This window comes from Thauera sedimentorum (assembly GCF_014489115.1).
Classification (GTDB): domain Bacteria; phylum Pseudomonadota; class Gammaproteobacteria; order Burkholderiales; family Rhodocyclaceae; genus Pseudothauera; species Pseudothauera sedimentorum.
In genome coordinates, this window is the sequence record NZ_JACTAH010000001.1 from 2025928 (window position 1) to 2042524 (window position 16597).

Annotated in this window: 18 protein-coding genes; 12 read left to right on the top strand and 6 right to left on the bottom strand. The window is 69.0% G+C overall.

The window, feature by feature from the left end; all coding sequences use genetic code 11:
- Positions 1–30: 30 nt before the first annotated feature.
- The 11 genes from IAI53_RS09275 (at position 31) to IAI53_RS09325 (ending at position 9218) form a co-directional block, all read left to right on the top strand.
- Complete coding sequence (locus tag IAI53_RS09275; protein ID WP_187717806.1) at positions 31–411, top strand: ArsR/SmtB family transcription factor; 381 nt, start codon at positions 31–33, stop codon at positions 409–411.
- The gene (locus IAI53_RS09280) at positions 408–887 is read left to right on the top strand and encodes an arsenate reductase ArsC (protein ID WP_187717807.1); all 480 of its coding nucleotides are present in this window, start codon (positions 408–410) and stop codon (positions 885–887) included. The genes IAI53_RS09275 and IAI53_RS09280 overlap by 4 nt, the downstream gene beginning before the upstream one ends.
- A 34-nt stretch (positions 888–921) precedes the next feature.
- Entirely contained in the window at positions 922–1275 is a 354-nt protein-coding gene (gene arsD, locus IAI53_RS09285) for an arsenite efflux transporter metallochaperone ArsD (protein WP_187717808.1), read from the top strand.
- A 17-nt stretch (positions 1276–1292) separates the two neighbouring features.
- Positions 1293–3062: an arsenical pump-driving ATPase gene (gene arsA, locus IAI53_RS09290; protein ID WP_187717809.1), complete on the top strand. Its 1770-nt coding sequence runs from the start codon at positions 1293–1295 to the stop codon at positions 3060–3062.
- Positions 3063–3143: 81 nt separating this feature from the next.
- Positions 3144–4238 (top strand): ACR3 family arsenite efflux transporter, encoded by a 1095-nt coding sequence (gene arsB, locus IAI53_RS09295; RefSeq protein WP_187717810.1) that lies wholly within the window; start codon positions 3144–3146, stop codon positions 4236–4238.
- A 108-nt stretch (positions 4239–4346) separates the two neighbouring features.
- Entirely contained in the window at positions 4347–4736 is a 390-nt protein-coding gene (locus IAI53_RS09300) for a hypothetical protein (protein WP_187717811.1), read from the top strand.
- Between the two features lie 97 nt (positions 4737–4833).
- Positions 4834–5784 (top strand): MBL fold metallo-hydrolase, encoded by a 951-nt coding sequence (locus IAI53_RS09305; protein WP_187717812.1) that lies wholly within the window; start codon positions 4834–4836, stop codon positions 5782–5784.
- 118 nt (positions 5785–5902) lie between these two features.
- Positions 5903–6133, top strand: a complete 231-nt coding sequence (locus tag IAI53_RS09310) for a DUF2789 domain-containing protein (RefSeq protein ID WP_187717813.1) — start codon at positions 5903–5905, stop codon at positions 6131–6133.
- Between the two features lie 96 nt (positions 6134–6229).
- Complete coding sequence (locus IAI53_RS09315; protein ID WP_187717814.1) at positions 6230–6550, top strand: ArsR/SmtB family transcription factor; 321 nt, start codon at positions 6230–6232, stop codon at positions 6548–6550.
- Between the two features lie 50 nt (positions 6551–6600).
- Positions 6601–7989, top strand: a complete 1389-nt coding sequence (locus IAI53_RS09320) for an NAD(P)-binding domain-containing protein (RefSeq protein ID WP_187717815.1) — start codon at positions 6601–6603, stop codon at positions 7987–7989.
- Positions 7986–9218 carry an MFS transporter gene (locus IAI53_RS09325; protein ID WP_187717816.1) on the top strand — a complete coding sequence of 411 codons (1233 nt, stop codon included), beginning with the start codon at positions 7986–7988 and terminating at the stop codon, positions 9216–9218. Before IAI53_RS09320 ends, IAI53_RS09325 begins: the two co-directional genes overlap by 4 nt.
- A 1-nt stretch (position 9219) precedes the next feature.
- Here the strand turns inward: IAI53_RS09325 and IAI53_RS18745 are convergent, their stop codons facing one another.
- Both IAI53_RS18745 and IAI53_RS09335 read right to left on the bottom strand, forming a co-directional pair.
- Positions 9220–10797, bottom strand: a complete 1578-nt coding sequence (locus tag IAI53_RS18745) for a diguanylate cyclase domain-containing protein (protein WP_187717817.1) — start codon at positions 10795–10797, stop codon at positions 9220–9222.
- Positions 10794–10973, bottom strand: a complete 180-nt coding sequence (locus IAI53_RS09335; RefSeq protein ID WP_187717818.1) for a hypothetical protein — start codon at positions 10971–10973, stop codon at positions 10794–10796. Before IAI53_RS09335 ends, IAI53_RS18745 begins: the two co-directional genes overlap by 4 nt.
- A gap of 236 nt (positions 10974–11209) precedes the next feature.
- Between IAI53_RS09335 and IAI53_RS09340 the strand changes: the two genes are divergently transcribed.
- The gene (locus tag IAI53_RS09340) at positions 11210–12358 is read left to right on the top strand and encodes a methyltransferase (RefSeq protein ID WP_187717819.1); all 1149 of its coding nucleotides are present in this window, start codon (positions 11210–11212) and stop codon (positions 12356–12358) included.
- Here the strand turns inward: IAI53_RS09340 and IAI53_RS09345 are convergent.
- The 4 genes from IAI53_RS09345 to pstC form a co-directional block, all read right to left on the bottom strand.
- Positions 12355–12885, bottom strand: a complete 531-nt coding sequence (locus IAI53_RS09345) for an arsenate reductase ArsC (RefSeq protein ID WP_187717820.1) — start codon at positions 12883–12885, stop codon at positions 12355–12357. The two genes, IAI53_RS09340 and IAI53_RS09345, sit on opposite strands and share 4 nt — an antisense overlap.
- Before the next feature lie 109 nt (positions 12886–12994).
- A complete protein-coding gene (gene pstB / locus IAI53_RS09350; protein WP_187717821.1) occupies positions 12995–13816 on the bottom strand; it encodes a phosphate ABC transporter ATP-binding protein PstB in 822 nt (273 codons plus the stop codon).
- An 8-nt stretch (positions 13817–13824) separates the two neighbouring features.
- A complete protein-coding gene (gene pstA, locus IAI53_RS09355; protein ID WP_222948192.1) occupies positions 13825–15210 on the bottom strand; it encodes a phosphate ABC transporter permease PstA in 1386 nt (461 codons plus the stop codon).
- A gap of 3 nt (positions 15211–15213) precedes the next feature.
- Positions 15214–16590 carry a phosphate ABC transporter permease subunit PstC gene (gene pstC, locus IAI53_RS09360; RefSeq protein ID WP_187717822.1) on the bottom strand — a complete coding sequence of 459 codons (1377 nt, stop codon included), beginning with the start codon at positions 16588–16590 and terminating at the stop codon, positions 15214–15216.
- Between the last annotated feature and the right edge of the window lie 7 nt (positions 16591–16597).

Below are 16597 nucleotides of genomic sequence, written 5' to 3' on the forward strand. Positions count from 1 at the left end.
TTTCGTTGAACTTTTCAAATGCCAGACCGGATGGAAAAGACCGCAGTTCTTCAGGTGTTCGAAGCACTCTCCTCGGGCGTGCGCCTGGACGTCTTCCGCCTGCTGGTGCAGGCCGGCGGTGCCGGTCGGGTGGCCGGCGAGATCGCCGCCACGCTGGATGTACCGCCCACCAACCTGTCCTTCCACCTCAAGGCCCTGCTCGCCGCCGGGCTGGTCAGCGTGGAGCAGGAAGGCCGCTTCCAGCGCTACCGCGCCAGCATCCCGCTGATGCTGGACACCATCGCCTACCTCACCGCCAACTGCTGCGGCGACAACCCGGAAGAATGCGCCAGCCTGCGCGACCGGGTGCCGGGCGTGGATGCCTTCCTCCCCAAGATCTCCTGCAAACCCGACGGAAGCTGCAAAGAATGAACATCCTCTTCCTGTGCACCGGCAACTCCTGTCGTTCCATCCTCGCCGAGGCTACCTTCAACGCCCTGGCCCCGGAAGGCATGCGCGCGATGAGCGCCGGCAGCCAGCCGGCCGGCTACGTGCACCCGCGCTCGCTGGCCCTGTTGGCGCGCGAAGGCATCGCCACCGAGGGCTACTACAGCAAATCGTGGAACGAACTGCCCGCCACGCCGGATGTGGTGGTCACCGTATGCGCCAGCGCCGCCGGCGAGACCTGCCCGGTGTACCTAGCCCCGGTGCCGCGCACCCACTGGGGCGTGGACGACCCGGCCAAGGCCACCGGCACGGATGCCGAGATCGACGCTGCCTTCGAAACCGCCTATCGCATCCTGCGCGCACGCATCGAAGCCTTCCTCGCCCTGCCCGCCGACCTCGCACAGCGCGATCCGGCCGCCTTCAAGGCCGAGTTCGACCGCATCGGCACGATCACCGCCTGAACACCCCACACCACCCTTCACGGAGTACACCACGATGAAAACCATCCACGTCTTCGATCCCGCCCTGTGCTGCAGCACCGGCGTGTGCGGCACCGAGGTCGACCAGGCCCTGGTCAGCGCCGCAGCCGACCTCGACTGGGCCAAGCAGCAAGGCCTCGCCGTCGAGCGCTTCAACCTCGCCCAGCAGCCGCTGGCCTTCGCCGAGAACGCGGTGGTCAAGGGCTACCTGGAGCGCTCCGGGCAGGACGCCCTACCGCTGGTGCTGGTCGATGGCGAAGTGGCGCTGGCCGGCCGCTACCCCAGCCGCGACGAACTCGCGCGCTGGGCCGGCGTCGCCACGCTGAAGCCCAAGGCCGAAGGCAGCACCTGCTGCGGCGGCTGCTGCTAAGCCTTTCGGAGGCCACGATGCTCTTCCTCGACCAGCCGCCCCGTTTCCTCTTCTTCACCGGCAAGGGTGGGGTCGGCAAGACCTCGCTGGCCTGCGCCACCGCGGTGCAGCTGGCCGATGCGGGGCACCGGGTGCTGCTGGTGAGCACCGATCCGGCCTCCAACGTCGCCCAGGTGTTTGGCCAGGAGATCGGCAACCGCCTGGTGCCGGTCTCCGCCGTGCCCAATCTCACCGCGCTGGAGATCGACCCCGAGGCGGCCGCCCAGGCCTACCGCAACCGCATCGTCGGCCCGGTGCGCGGCGTGCTGCCGGACGAGGTGGTGCGCGGCATCGAGGAACAGCTCTCCGGCGCCTGCACCACCGAAATCGCCGCCTTCGACGAGTTCACCGGCCTGCTCACCGACGACGCCCTGTTGCGCGATTTCGAGCACGTCGTCTTCGACACCGCGCCCACCGGCCACACCATCCGCCTGCTGCAGCTGCCCGGCGCCTGGAGCGGCTTCCTGGAGGCCAACGACAACGGCGCCTCCTGCCTCGGCCCGATGGCCGGGCTGGAGAAGCAGCGCCAGAAATACCGCGCCGCAGTGGACGCGCTTGCCGACCCGGCACGCACCCGGCTGGTGCTGGTGGCCCGCGCGCAGGCCGCCACGTTGCGCGAGGTGGAGCGCACCCATGAGGAACTGGCCGCCATCGGCCTCACCCGCCAGCATCTGGTGATCAACGGCGTGCTGCCGCCAACCGAAGCCACCGCCGACCCGCTGGCCGCAGCCATTGCCGCGCGCGAAGCGGCGGCGCTGGCCGCCCTGCCCGCCGCGCTGGCCGGCCTGTCGCGCGACCAGGTGGCGCTCAAGCCCTTCAACCTGGTCGGCCTGCCGGCGCTGCGCGCGCTGCTCGGCGAAGTGGCGGATGGCAGCGCCCCACTTTCGGCCCCCGCGCAGACCACGGACCTCAACGATCTGCCGCGCCTGAACGCGCTGGTCGACGAGATCGCCGCCGCCGGTCACGGCCTGGTGATGTTGATGGGCAAGGGCGGCGTGGGCAAGACCACGCTGGCCGCCGCGGTGGCGGTGGAACTCGCCCGCCGCGGGCTGCCGGTGCACCTGACCACGTCCGACCCCGCGGCGCATCTGGCCGAAACCCTGGAAGGCAGCCTGGAGTCGCTCTCCGTCAGCCGCATCGATCCGCATGCGGAGACCGAGCGCTACCGCGCCGAGGTGCTGGCCGCCAAGGGCAAGGACCTGGACGAACACGGTCGCGCGCTGCTGGAAGAAGACCTGCGCTCGCCCTGCACCGAGGAGATCGCGGTGTTCCAGGCCTTCTCGCGCATCATCCGCGAGGCCGGGCGCAAGTTCGTGGTGATGGACACCGCGCCCACCGGCCATACCCTGCTGCTGCTCGACGCCACCGGCGCCTATCACCGCGAAATGGCGCGCCACATGGACAAGAGCGGCGTCACCCACTACACGACGCCGATGATGCAGTTGCAGGACCCGGCGCGCACCCGGGTGCTGATCGTCACCCTGGCCGAGACCACCCCGGTACTGGAAGCCGCCCGCCTGCAGCACGACCTGCGCCGCGCCGGCATCGAGCCCTGGGCCTGGGTGATCAACAACAGCCTGGCCGCCGCGCATCCTGCCAGCCCCCTACTCGCCCGCCGCGCCGCCGCCGAAATGGCGCAGATCGACGCGGTACGCCGCGAGCACGCCCAACGCGTGGCGCTGGTGCCGCTGCAGGCCGAGGAACCGGTGGGCGTGGCGCGCCTGTCGGCGCTCGCCGGGCAAGGATAGGGCCGCATAGCGGGACGAGTACGTGCCCGCGACAATCATTGTCACCTTTCAACAACTATTAAATCGTTACCCGAACCGACCATGTCCGCACAATGTGAAATCACCGCCAAACGCGCCGCCGGCAGCCCGCTGGGCTTCTTCGAACGCTATCTCACCGTATGGGTGTTCCTGTGCATCCTCGCAGGCACCGCCTTCGGCCAGGCCGCACCGGAGGTCGCGCAGGCCGTCGGCGCGCTGGAAGTGGCCCATGTGAACATCCCGGTCGGCCTGCTGATCTGGGTGATGATCATCCCGATGCTGATGAAGATCGACTTCGGCGCCCTGCACGAGGTACGTCAGCAGAAGGCCAGCATCGGCGTCACCCTGTTCGTGAACTGGGCGGTCAAGCCCTTCACCATGGCCGCGCTGGGCTGGCTCTTCATCCGCCACGTGTTCGCCCCCTGGCTGCCCGCCGAGCAACTCGACAGCTACATTGCCGGGCTCATCCTGCTCGGCGCCGCGCCCTGCACCGCGATGGTCTTCGTGTGGAGCAACCTGTGCCGCGGCAACGCCAACTTCACCCTGACCCAGGTGGCGCTCAACGACGCGGTGATGGTGGTCGCCTTCGCCCCCATCGTGGCCCTGCTGCTGGGCGTGTCGTCCATTCCCGTGCCCTGGGACACGCTCTTCCTCTCCGTGGTGATGTACATCGTCATCCCGCTGGCCATCGCCCAGTTCGCCCGCGCCCGCCTGCTGCGCGGCGGGCAGGTGGCCTTCGATGCGGCCATGGCCCGCATCGGCCCCTTCTCCATCATCGCCCTGCTCGCCACCCTGGTGCTGCTGTTTTCCTTCCAGGGCCGCACCATCGTCGCCCAGCCGGCCATCATCGCCATGCTGGCCGTACCCATCCTGCTGCAGACCCTGCTGATCGCCGCGCTCGGCTATGCGCTCAACCGCAAGCTCAAGGTACGCCACGACGTGGCCGGCCCGTCCACCATGATCGGCGCGTCCAACTTCTTCGAGCTCGCGGTGGCGGTAGCCATCGTGCTGTACGGCTTCGACTCGGGCGCGGCGCTGGCCACCGTGGTTGGCGTGCTGATCGAGGTGCCGGTGATGCTGTGGCTGGTGAAGATGGTGATGCGCACCCGGCAGTGGTACGAACGCGGCCTGCCGGCCGGCGCTACGCAGAACGGGTAGCGGCGTCCTTTCCATGGCGTCCGCGTCATCTACAGTCAGAGAGTGACCGTCCTGCCCTCCCGGGCGCGACGATCCCGGCACCAGCCCACCTCTTCCGGGGAGACGCACATGGAAACGATCGAACAGATCCTGGCCGGCTTCCGCAGCGACCTGCCGAGCGGCAGCCGCACCGCACAGGCGATGGACCGCGGGGCCGGCGCCGAGGAGATCGCCAGCTGCGCCGCGGCCGAGGGCCTGCACGCGCTGGCCGGCGCATTGTTCGAGGCGCTGGAGGAGCAGGCCGCCGGCACGCTGCCGGACACCGACGCGCATGTCACCGGCGCACTCGAGGAACGCATCCGCGAGTTCCGCGCCCAGTTGCCCGCCGACAGCGAGACCGCGCGGGCCATCGACCGCCAGGCCAGCATCGAGGAGATCTCCGAGACGGCACAGCAGGAGGGCCTGAGTTCCTTTGCCGCCCTGCTGTTCGAAGCCGAGCAGGAAGCGGCGCGCGACTGAGGCGCGGCGCAGAAAGACCGCCCTGCAGCATGGCCGCGCTCCGTGCCTTTCGTTTTGGATCAAAACAAGCATCCGGTAACACACTGATCGACACGACATGAGACTGCCCTCCCTGCTTGCCGCTTCCCTGCTTGCTCTCCCGCTCCTGACCCAGTCCCTGCCCGCCGCTGCCGGCGACACCTTCATGCCGACTGTGCAGCGTGTTGCCGAAGGCGTGCATGCGCTGATCGGCCCGACCGGTGCACGCACCCACGACAACCACGCCCTCAACGCCAACTTTGGCGTCATCGACACCGCGGCCGGAACGATACTGATCGACAGCGGCGCCTCGCGCACCGGAGCCGCCCTGCTCGAGGCGCAGGCGGAGGCGCTCACCGGCAAACCGGTACGCTGGGTGATCAACACCGGTGCCCAGGACCACCGCTGGCTGGGCAACGGCTACTTCGCGGACAAGGGCGTGGAGGTCATCGCCCTGGCCCGCACCGTGGAAACCCAGCAGGCCGTAGCGGGCGACCAGCTTGCGGCACTGACGACGGTGCTCGGCGACCGCCTGGCCGGCACCACGCCGACCCACGCCAGCCGCCGGCTCGCAGGCGAACACGGGGTGCTGGAACTGGGCGGACGCCGAATCGAGCTGCACTATTTCGCCGATGCCCACTTCCCCGGCGACATCGTGGTCTGGCTGCCGGACGAGGGCATCGCCTTCGCGGGCGATCACGTCTATGTCGACCGCCTGCTCGGTATCCGCCCACAAAGCAACCCGGAGACCTGGCTGGCCGCATTCGAGGCGCTCAAGGCCTTGCAACCGGCAGTCATCGTCCCCGGCCACGGTCCGGTGACCGATCTGGCCACCGCGGAAGCCGACACCGGAACCTATCTGCGCTATCTGGTCGACAAGGTGAAGGGGCTGGCCGAGGACCTGGCCGGCGTGGATACCGCGGTGGCCGAACTGGCCGATGCGCCGCAGTTCGCCCGGCTCAAGAACTACGACGAGCTGCACCGCCTCAACCTCAGCCGTGCCTACCTGGCCTTCGAGGCCGCGCAATGATGCTCATGACTCGAGGCGATGCCGGCGCCCCGCTGTAGCGGGAACATGCTCCCGCGAGGCCGACAGCCATCGACGCACTCGTCGGACCCGGTACCTAGAACGACAGGAGGACAAGACGATGGAAAGCCCCACCCACGCGTTCAGCGACCTGTTCGCCCAGCTTGGCCTGCCGAACGACAACGAGGCCATCCGGCGATTCATCGACGGCCACCGGCCTCTGCCGGACGAGGTCGAACTCGCGGATGCCCCCTTCTGGACCACGGCACAGGCCGCCTTCCTGCGCGAGGAACTGCGCGACGACGCGGACTGGGCGGAACTGGTCGACCAGTTGAGCGCCGCCCTGCGCTGATGCCGCAACGGGAAACCTCCCCAGGGTCCCCTTGCTTGACCTTTCTTCGTTATTCGCTAAACTACGAACACTCATAGCACCACCGACCCTGCAGACATGCCCACGCCCCCCCCTACGCCGAAGCTGCCCGCCCTCGATGCCGAAGAACTCGCGCTTCTGTGCAAGGCGCTCGGCCACCCGGTGCGGGTGCGCATCCTGCAGCACCTGGCGGCCATCGGCGAATGCTACTTCGGCGAACTGTCCGAGCTGCTGCCGCAGGCGCCGTCCACCGTCTCCCAGCACATGAGCGTGCTCAAGGAGGCCGGCTTGGTGCTGGGTGAATCCGAAGACCAGCGCACCTGCTACTGCGTCAATCCCGCACGCGTCGCGCAACTGCGCCAACTGATCGACGCGCTGGCCGCGCGCGCCTGCTGCTGATTTTTTTAACTACAGTGTTCGGTATTCGCCGAATACAAAAGGAGACACCCATGACCCAAGCCGCCACCCCGCTTCCGGTCGCCGTGATCGGTGCCGGCCCGGTCGGCCTTGTCGCCCTCGCCCACCTGGTCGAGCGCGGCCTGCCCGCCGTGCTGCTCGAAGCCGGACCGCAGATCGCCCAGAGCTACGAGGACTTCCGCCATGTGCGCCTGTTCTCGCCGTGGCGCTTCAACGTGGACCGCGCCGCCGCCCGCCTGCTGGCCGCCGCCGGCTGGCAGGCGCCGGACGAAGAGGCCATTCCCAGCGCCGGCGAAGTGATCGATCGCTACCTCGCCCCGCTCGCCGCGCTTCCAGCCATCGCCGGCGCGATCCGCTTCGGCACACGGGTGACCGCGATCAGCCGCCGGGCGACCGACCGGGTGAAGTCCGCCGGGCGCGAGCGGGCGCCCTTCGTTCTGCGCCTGAGCACCGCGGACGGCGAAACCCTGCTGCACGCCCGCGCAGTGATCGACGCCTCCGGCACCTGGGGCCAGCCCAATCCGCTCGGCGCCGACGGCCTGCCGGGGCTGGGCGAAGCCGAGCACGCCGCGCACGTCCGCTACGGCATGCCCGACATCCTCGGCGCCGAGCGCGCCCGCTACGCCGGGCGCAGCGTGCTGGTGGTGGGTGCCGGGCATTCGGCCGCCGGCAATCTGCTGGCGCTCGCCGAACTGGCCGAAACCGCGCCGGGCATGCGCATCGTCTGGACGATCCGCGGCACGAGCCCGGCCCGCACGCTGGGCGGCGGCGCAGCCGACGGCCTCCCCGCACGCGGTGCCATCGGCATGGCGCTGCGCGCGCTGCTCGACGCCGGACGGATCGAACTGGTCACCGGCTTCCGCGTTCACGCGCTGCGCCGCGACGGCGACCGGCTCGCGGTCGATGCCGACGACCCGCAGCGTGCGCCGCTCACCGGCCTCGACCAGATCATCTGCGCCACCGGCGCACGGCCGGACCTGGCCATGCTGCGCGAACTGCGCACCGCGCTCGACCCGGCGCTGGAGAGCAGCGCCGCGCTCGGCCCGCTGATCGACCCCAACGTGCATAGCTGCGGCACCGTGCGCCCGCACGGCCACCGCGAACTGGCCCACCCGGAACCCGGCTTCTACGTGGTCGGCGCCAAGAGCTACGGACGTGCGCCGACCTTCCTGATGGCCACCGGCTACGAGCAGGTGCGCTCGGTGGTAGCCGCGCTCGCCGGTGACCTGGCGGCCGCCGACGAGGTGCGCCTGGAGTTGCCGGAAACCGGCGTGTGTTCGACGGATCTCGCCGACGCAGCGGACGGCGCCTGCTGCACGGTCGAACCGCGTCGCCAGGCGGCAGCAGACGCCGTGAAGAACGCTTGCTGCACACCGGCAGGCAAACCGGCCGATAGCGCAGCGCGGACCTGCTGCGCATGAACGCTGCCGCGCCTGCCTTGCCCACCCTGCCCCGCGCGCTGCTGGCGCGCGTGGTGGTGGTGCTCGGCCTGAGCCAGATCGTCACCTGGGGCAGCCTCTATTACGCCATCGCCGTGCTCGCCGGACCGATGGCCGACGACCTGGGCTTGCCGCGCAGCCTGGTGTTTGGCGCCTTCTCGGCCGCGCTGGTGGTCTCCGGGCTGGCCTCACCGCACGTCGGGCGCGCCATCGACCGCCACGGCGGGCGGCGGGTGCTGGCCGCGGGTACGCTCACCGGCGCGGCGGCGCTGGCCGTCGTCGCATTCGCGCAGGGGCCCGCCACACTGTTCGCCGGTTGGCTGCTCGCCGGGGTCGCGCTGGCGGCCACCACCTACGACGCCGCCTTCCCGGCGCTCAGCCAGCTCGCCGGCCCGGCCTACCGCAAGGCGCTGACCGCACTGACCCTGTTCGGCGGGCTGGCCAGCACCGCGTTCTGGCCGCTCGCCTGGGCCATCGAGCAACACGCCGGCTGGCGCACCGCCTGGGGCGTATTCGCCGCGATCCTGCTTTGCGTCGTACTGCCGCTGTTCTGGTTCGGGCTGCCGGACCCTGCCCGGCAGCCGGACGGCAAAGCGGACGACGAGCGCCCGGCCGCAACCGCGACACCAACTCCCCGCGTGCATGGCGCGGCCTTCGCCTGGCTCGCCACAGCCTTCACGCTGGGCGCCTTCGTCTTCTCGGCGATCGGCGCGCACGGCGTCGGCGCGCTCGCGGCCAGCGGTCTGCTCCCCGAGACGGCCATTCTCGCCGCCAGCCTGATCGGCCCCATGCAGGTCGCCGGGCGGGTGCTGGAATTCGCCTTCGCCCGCCATGTGAGCCCGCTGCGGGTGGGCACGCTGGCCTTCGCATTCACGCTGGCCGGCATGCTGATGCTGTGGACCGCAGACCTGTCACCGTGGCTCGCCTTCGGTTTCGCGGTGTGTTACGGGGCAGCCAACGGGGTCATGACCATCGTGCGCGGCACGGTACCGGCCGAACTCTTCGGCCGCGCCGCCTACGGCGACACCATGGGCCGCCTGGCCCGCCCGGCCTTCATCGCCAAGGCCGCGGCGCCGCTCGCCATCGCCCTGCTGGTGGCCGACGGCGACGGCTACGGCGCGATGGCCCTGCTGCTGGCCGGCATCATGGCGCTGGCGCTCGGCGCCTATCTGGCGGCGGTCGGTCGTCCCGCCATACCGGCTCGCACCTGAGTCAGGTGCTACCCGCATCCGCGCGCATCAGGTCATGGGGCTCGGACCCGGCCTGATAGACCACCACGCAGCCTCGCCCGGCGTTCTTGGCGCGATACATTGCAACGTCGGCCTGCTTCAGGAACTGCTCGATATCCGCGGCGCCGGCGCTGCAATGCACGACGCCGGCGCTGGCACCGATGCTGAGGCCCTCCGCGACCCCTTCCAGCACTACCGGGCGGCCAATGGCCTTGATGAAACGCCGGGCCACCACTTCGGCTTCGTCGGCCGAACGACAGTCGCGCAGCACGATGACAAATTCATCGCCCCCCAGCCGCGCCGCGAAGTCGGTGTCGCGCGCGGTGTGCTGGATGCGCTGGGCGATGATGCGCAGCACTGCGTCGCCCGCATCGTGCCCGAGGCGGTCATTGACCGGCTTGAAACCGTCGAGGTCCATCATCACCACCGCGCAACGATGCGCCGCCGCAGCCATCTGCGCCCGAAGTTCGCGATACAGGCTGGCTCGGTTGGGAAGATCGGTGAGCGCATCACGGTAGGCCAACCGCTGCATCTCCAGCTCCGCCTGGCGGCGCTGGGTGATGTCCTCGGCGGTGACGATGGCCATCGCCGGCACCGCATCGTCGAGCAGGATCAGGGACAGTTCGCACAACGCGCTGGCGCCGTCACGGCGCTTCATGACCACCTCGACCTTGTCGAGCACCCGATCGGACGTACCGTCCACCCGGGCAATCAGCGCGGGCCAGGTTTCCGGCTCCGCCCACACCGGACACTGCGCAAAGGGCGTCGGCCGGTCCGGAATGGCCGCACACTGCTCGTCCCAGCTGCGATTGACCGTCACTACCTGTTGGGTATCCATCCTGACCACGGCGGCCGGGACCGGCAGCACCCGCATCAGGTCCAGCAAGCGATCCCGCATCGACACCACCGCGGAGATCAGCGGCATCTGCAGGCTGCCCTGGCTCACCTCGACCCGCTTGGTGAGATCGCCACGCATGATTTCGTTGGCCAGTGCAATCACGTGCGCCGCCTCATGGCCCTCACGCCGCAACCAGACGGCCAGGTAGCCCATCATGGTGACGAAGGGCAGGAAATAGGCCACATGAATGGCGAAGGTGCGCCAGTAGGCCCCGGTATCGAATACGTAGACGGCCACGCCGCGCGTCTGCGCGAAGCCGAGTACCAGATGGTGGAGGTAAATGAATATCGTGGCCGCAAGAATGGTTCGCCAGTCGCGGTAGTAGAGCAGCACGCCGATCAAGCCGAACGCGGTGAAATGCGCCTCGATGTCGCCACCGGTCTGGTGAATGATCAGGCCGGTGAAGGCCATGAACGCGCAGGCCATGAAGATGCGCGTCAGCAGGGTTCCCCCGGCACTGCGCATCAGCCACCAGGACAGCGCCATCGTCGGCACACCGACCAGCAGGACCGCCAGCCAGGTGTCGCGCACGGGCGCAAGGGCCGCACAAACCAGCAGCAGAAACAGATTCATCCCGACCATGATGCGGTCGGCCCGCTCACGGTAGGGCGACAACAAGGCGTCGAAACCGCGCTCGCGCCGGAATGCCTGACGAAGATTCACGCGACCCCGCAGATCAGGCCCGACACGGCATCCTGATAGCCAAGGTAGGCCAGCGCGGCGAGCGCATACATCACCCACAGCGACACCCAAAACAGCGGGCGACGACAAAGCCCGCGGATCGTCGCGGGCATCGGCGTGCTGGAAGCGGAAGGAGGCACTTGGTACATGCTGCTCATGGCTACCCGGAATGGATCGAACGCCGGCATTCTAGCCCCGTTCGAGCACGCCGGAACAAGCCGCGTGCCGCCACCACATCGCTTGCCCCCGGTCATACCGCGGGACACCGCCCTCGCCCGTCCGCGCGAGCGATCACTTCATGATCGTGCCGCCGGCTTGCGCCCGGATCGGCGATACTTGGCCCTCGGCGCGAGCAGCTCCGCCGGTATCGATCAAGGACGCAAGGAAAGGCAGCATGGGCATCATCACCTGGCAGGACGAAGGCGGCACCCACGAACTGGAATGGCTGTCGGCCACGGACGCCCCGCCGCCGCGCAAGATCGGCCTTGCAGACGACCGCACGACCGCCGATGCCGCCTACCGCATCCTCAGCCAGGGCGGCGCGCTGCAGTGGCAGGGCGACTACCACAACGCCCGCCAGTTGCTGCAGGCGCTCGGACGCCGGGTGGAGCGCAGCGCCGGCAAAGGCAAGCCTGCGACGCGGAAAAGCGGCGGCAGCGCGAACCTGACCGAGATCTTCCACCGCGAACGCCTCGCCCGCGCCCAGCGCGCCCGCCTGCTCGGCCAGTTGCTGGTGCCCTGCGAGCCGGGCTACCGCATCGCGCTGCGACGCGCACCGGATGTCGCGACGGCCTGTCTGGAGGCCTACGGTCCCTCGCCTGAGCAGCCCTTCGCGCTGTCGCTACGCGAACTGCTGGGGGTGATCGGCGCGCACGAATGGCGCCAGAAGGGGCTTGAAGTCGCCGCGCTCGGCGCACGCATCCATCCGCACTACGGGGTGTTCGCGCCCATCCGCAGCGAATACCTGGACCTGCTGATGCAGGCACCGCTGCCGGCCGTCCCCACCCGGCTCGCCTTCGACCTGGGCACCGGCACCGGCGTGCTGGCCGCGCTGCTGGCGCGCCGCGGGGTGGAGGGCATCGTCGCTACCGACAACTCGCCGCGCGCGCTGGCCTGCGCGCAGGACAACCTGCAGCGCCTGGGACTGGACGGGCGGGTGCGGCTGGAGGCCGCCGACCTCTACCCCGCCGGCCAGGCCGAGCTGGTGGTGTGCAACCCGCCCTGGCTCCCCGGACGCGCCAGTTCCGCACTGGATGCGGCCATCTACGACCCCGACAGCCGCATGCTGCGCGGCTTTCTCGATGGTCTGGCGGCACACCTCACGCCTGGCGGCGAGGGTTGGCTGATCCTTTCCGACCTCGCCGAGCACCTCGGCCTGCGCAGTCGCCAGCAGCTGGAGGACTGGATCGCCGCAGCCGGCCTGCGGGTGATCGGGCGGCTGGAGGTCGCCCCGCGCCACCCCCGGGCCGCAGACGCATCTGATCCGCTCCACGCCGCGCGCGCTGCCGAGCGCACCGCGCTCTGGCGGCTCGCCCCGCGCTAGCGGTCGACCGCCTCCCCCGCCTGGGTGTCGCGCGTCTTGCCGATCTCGTCCATCTTCGCCTTCAGGCTGAGCCGGTCGAGGCCCGCCAGCGGAAGGTTCACGAAGATGCCGATGCGGTTGCGCAGCATGCGGTAGGTGTCGGCGAAGGCCAGGTGGCGCTCGCTCTCGCTGCCTTCCACCGCCGCCGGGTCGGGCACGCCCCAGTGCGCGGTCATCGGCTGGCCGGGCCACACCGGGCAGACCTCGCCCGCGGCGTTGTCGCAGACCGTGATGACGAAGTCCATGCGCGGCGCGTCCGCCGCGGCGAACTCCTCCCAGCTCTTGGAGCGCAGCTCGTCGAGCGGATGGTTGAGCTTGCCGAGCAGTTCCAGCGCGCGCGGATGCACCGCCCCCTTGGGCTGGCTGCCCGCCGACCAGGCACGGAAGCGGCCCATGCTCTCGCGGTTGAGGATGGCCTCGGCAAGGATGGAGCGCGCCGAGTTGCCGGTGCACAGGAACAGGACGTTAAAGAGGCGTTCGGTGGCCATGAGGAAGCTCTCCGGAATGGATGGACGAATGCGGGTACGCGAAATTCAACTTTTCAACAACACTTGAACAATTACGCAAAAGCAAAGGGCGCCAATGCGCCCTTTGCGCTCAGCCGAAGCGGCCGGTGATGTAGTCCTCGGTCCGCGTATCGGTCGGGCTGGTGAAGATCTTGGTGGTCTCGTCCACCTCCACCAGGTTGCCCAGGTGGAAGAAGGCGGTGCGCTTGGAGACGCGCGCGGCCTGCTGCATGTTGTGGGTGACGATGACGATGGTGTAGCTCTCGGCAAGCTCGGTGATCAGCTGCTCGACCTTGGCCGTGGCGATGGGGTCCAGCGCGGAGCACGGTTCGTCCATCAGGATCACCTCCGGGCTCACCGCGATCGCGCGCGCGATGCACAGGCGCTGCTGCTGGCCGCCCGACAGGCCGGTGCCCGGCTGGTCCAGGCGGTCCTTCACCTCGTCCCACAGGCCGGCGCGATGCAGGCTGCGTTCGACGATCTCGTCGAGTTCCGCGCGGCCACTGGCCAGGCCGTGCAGCCGCGGGCCGTAGGCGATGTTCTCGTAGATCGACTTGGGGAAGGGGTTGGGCTTCTGGAACACCATGCCGACGCGCGCGCGCAGCAGCACCACGTCGAGCGAGCGGTCGTAGATGTCCTCGCCGTCGAGCTCGATGCGCCCGGTCACCCGGCATCCGTCGATGGTGTCGTTCATGCGGTTCAGGCAGCGCAGGAAGGTGGACTTGCCGCAACCCGAAGGGCCGATGAAGGCGAGCACCTCGTTGGCGTAGATGTCGAGGTTCACACCGTGCAGGGCTTCCGACTCGCCATAGAACACCCGCACGTCGCGGGCGGTCATCTTGAGCGCGGTCCGGTCCGCGCCCGCGAGTTTCTCGGCATTGGCCAGCGTTGCACGCATGACGGTATCTTCCATTTTCATACTCACCACCTTTTCTCGAATCGTTTGCGCAGCCAGATGGCTAGCGCGTTCAGGCTGAGCATCAGGGCCAGCAGCACGATGATGGCGGCAGAGGTACGGGCTTCGAAAAAGTTGCGCAGCTCGTTACCCTGCCACAGATAGATCTGCACCGGTAGCGCGGTGGACTGGTCCAGCGGCGTCGCCGGCACCGAAGCCACGAAGGCGCTCATGCCGATCAGCAGCAGCGGCGCGGTTTCGCCGATGGCCTGGGCCACGCCGATGATCGCCCCGGTGAGGATGCCCGGCAGAGCCAGCGGCAGCACGTGGTGCAGGATCATCTGCACCTTGGAGGCGCCGATGCCCAGCGCCGCCTGGCGGATGGACGGCGGGATGGCCTGCAGCGTGGAGCGGGTGGCGATGATCACCGTGGGCAAGGTCATCAGCGAGAGCACCAGACCGCCCACGACGGGGGCGGACAGCGGCATCTTGAACCAGTTGATGAACACCGCCGCGCCCAGCAGGCCGAAGATGATCGACGGCACCGCCGCCAGGTTGTTGATGTTCACCTCGATCAGGTCGGTGAAGCGGTTGCGCGGGGCGAACTCTTCCAGGTAGATCGCGCTCGCCACCCCGACCGGCACCGCCAGCAGGATGACGATGGCCATCATGTACACCGAACCGACGAAGGCGCCCGCCAGGCCGGCCGAAGCCAGCGAGCTGCGCGAATCGGGGTTGCCGAACAAGGCGGTGCTGAACTTCATCTGGATGATGCCGCGCTCGTGCAGGTCGTCGGCCCAGGCGCGCACGTCTGCGGACAGCTGTTGCTGGCTGTCGGGCAGGCTGCGGTCGATGTTGCCCTTGAGCCACACGTCCACGTTGGCATCGGCCAGCAGGTCGAGCTTGAGTCGCTGGCCGATGAGGCCGGGGTCGGCCACCACCATGTCGCGCAGCGCGAAGCGCTCCCCGCTGGTGACCAGCTGGCGCAGGCGGGCGCGGGTGCGCGCATCCTCGACCTCGGGCAGGTGGGTGGCCAGGGCGTTCTCGATGATGCGGTTCCAGTTCACCATGGTGAGCTGGGTCTGCCAGGCCATCTCGCGCTCGCGCAACTGGGCGGGCGTCTCGCCCGGCAGGGGCTCGGGGCGCGGATCGACCTTGATCACCTCGGGGTCGAAATACACCTCGGTGACCACGGTCGCCTGCCAGAAGGCGGGAAGGCCCTTGCCGAGAATGCTGATGAACAGCAGCGCCACCATGCCCAGGCCGAAGAGCACCGCCGCCATCCCGGCCGCGCGGAAGCGCCGCTCGGCGCCGTGGCGGCGGGCCAGCGAGCTTTCGACGCGCTTGCGCTGGGCATACGGTTCCTGCCGGCCGGCAACGGACTTGTCGTTTTCCATAGCTTTGCTTTCCACGGCTTACTCGTACTGTTCGCGGTACTTGCGCACGATGTAGAGCGCAACGACGTTCAGCGACAGGGTGATCACGAACAGCGTCAGACCCAGCGCAAAGGCCACCAGCGACTGCGGACTGGCGAAGTCGGTATCGCCGGTGAGCTGGTTCACGATGGTCACGGTGACGGTCGACACCGCCTCGAACGGGTTGGCGTGCAGCACCGGGCTGTTGCCCGCGGCCAGCACCACGATCATGGTCTCGCCGATGGCCCGGCTCGCCGCCAGCAGGAAGGCGCCGACGATGCCAGGCAGCGCCGCCGGCAGCACCACCTTGCGGATGGTCTCCGACTTGGTCGCCCCCAGGCCGAGCGAGCCGTCGCGCATCGTCTTGGGCACCTGGGTGATGATGTCGTCGGACAGCGAGGACACGAAGGGGATGATCATGATCCCCATCACCACGCCGGCGGTCAGCGCGCTGGTGGCGCGGATGTCGATGCCGACCGCCTGCCCCGCGCCGAAGAAGAAGGGACCGACGACCACCAGGGCGAAGAAGCCATACACGATGGTCGGCACGCCGGCCAGCACCTCGATCACCGGCTTGGCCACCGCGCGCAGCCAGGCAGGCGCGTACTCGGCCATGTACACCGCGGTCATCAGGCCCGCCGGCACGGCCACCAGCAGCGCGATGAAGCTGACCATCAGCGTGCCCCACAGCAACGGCAGCAGGCCGAAGTCGCCCTGGCCACCGGTGCCGGTGGTGGAGAAGCGCGGATTCCACACGGTGCCGAAGAAGAAGTCCGCCGGATTGACGAAGCGGAAGAAATGCAGGGCCTCGCCGACCATGGACAGCACGATGCCCACGGTGGTCAGGATGGCGATGGTCGAGCACACCACCAGCAGCACGCGGAACACCGTCTCGACCTGATTACGCGCGCGCAGCTTCGGGCTGATGCGGCGCAGGGTGTATACCAGGCCAGCAAGGCCCAGCGCCGCCATCGAGGCAATCATCGCCAGACGACCGGTATCCTGCAGGCTGCGCATGCGCTCGGCGGCGGCCAGTTCATAGGCTTCCGGCTCGCCGGCGACCCCGAAGCCCGAGGCGATCTGCTGGATGCGACGCATCAGCACGTCGAGCTCTGCGCCCTGCAGCCCGGCCAGATGGGCCGGCAGCTGATCGAGCACCGCCGAACGGATGATGCTCGGCTCGAACAGGCTCCAGAGCAGGAATACCGCCAACGCCGGCAGACCGCACCACAAGGCCACCAGCAGTCCGTAGTAGCCCGGCCGCGAATGCATGCGCACCTGGCTTGCGCCTGCCACCGACCGGCTGCGCGACAGGCCGAACTGATAGGCCATCGCCATCAGCATCAGCAGCACGCAGATCAGTACCCAGTTATTCATTTCGACT

Coding starts and splice junctions, on each gene's coding strand:
- IAI53_RS09275 (WP_187717806.1), top strand. CDS start 31: ATGGAAAAGACCGCAGTTCTTCAGGTGTTCGAAGCACTCTCCTCGGGC.
- IAI53_RS09280 (WP_187717807.1), top strand. CDS start 408: ATGAACATCCTCTTCCTGTGCACCGGCAACTCCTGTCGTTCCATCCTC.
- arsD (WP_187717808.1), top strand. CDS start 922: ATGAAAACCATCCACGTCTTCGATCCCGCCCTGTGCTGCAGCACCGGC.
- arsA (WP_187717809.1), top strand. CDS start 1,293: ATGCTCTTCCTCGACCAGCCGCCCCGTTTCCTCTTCTTCACCGGCAAG.
- arsB (WP_187717810.1), top strand. CDS start 3,144: ATGTCCGCACAATGTGAAATCACCGCCAAACGCGCCGCCGGCAGCCCG.
- IAI53_RS09300 (WP_187717811.1), top strand. CDS start 4,347: ATGGAAACGATCGAACAGATCCTGGCCGGCTTCCGCAGCGACCTGCCG.
- IAI53_RS09305 (WP_187717812.1), top strand. CDS start 4,834: ATGAGACTGCCCTCCCTGCTTGCCGCTTCCCTGCTTGCTCTCCCGCTC.
- IAI53_RS09310 (WP_187717813.1), top strand. CDS start 5,903: ATGGAAAGCCCCACCCACGCGTTCAGCGACCTGTTCGCCCAGCTTGGC.
- IAI53_RS09315 (WP_187717814.1), top strand. CDS start 6,230: ATGCCCACGCCCCCCCCTACGCCGAAGCTGCCCGCCCTCGATGCCGAA.
- IAI53_RS09320 (WP_187717815.1), top strand. CDS start 6,601: ATGACCCAAGCCGCCACCCCGCTTCCGGTCGCCGTGATCGGTGCCGGC.
- IAI53_RS09325 (WP_187717816.1), top strand. CDS start 7,986: ATGAACGCTGCCGCGCCTGCCTTGCCCACCCTGCCCCGCGCGCTGCTG.
- IAI53_RS09335 (WP_187717818.1), bottom strand. CDS start 10,973: ATGAGCAGCATGTACCAAGTGCCTCCTTCCGCTTCCAGCACGCCGATG.
- IAI53_RS09340 (WP_187717819.1), top strand. CDS start 11,210: ATGGGCATCATCACCTGGCAGGACGAAGGCGGCACCCACGAACTGGAA.
- IAI53_RS09345 (WP_187717820.1), bottom strand. CDS start 12,885: ATGGCCACCGAACGCCTCTTTAACGTCCTGTTCCTGTGCACCGGCAAC.
- pstB (WP_187717821.1), bottom strand. CDS start 13,816: ATGGAAGATACCGTCATGCGTGCAACGCTGGCCAATGCCGAGAAACTC.
- pstC (WP_187717822.1), bottom strand. CDS start 16,590: ATGAATAACTGGGTACTGATCTGCGTGCTGCTGATGCTGATGGCGATG.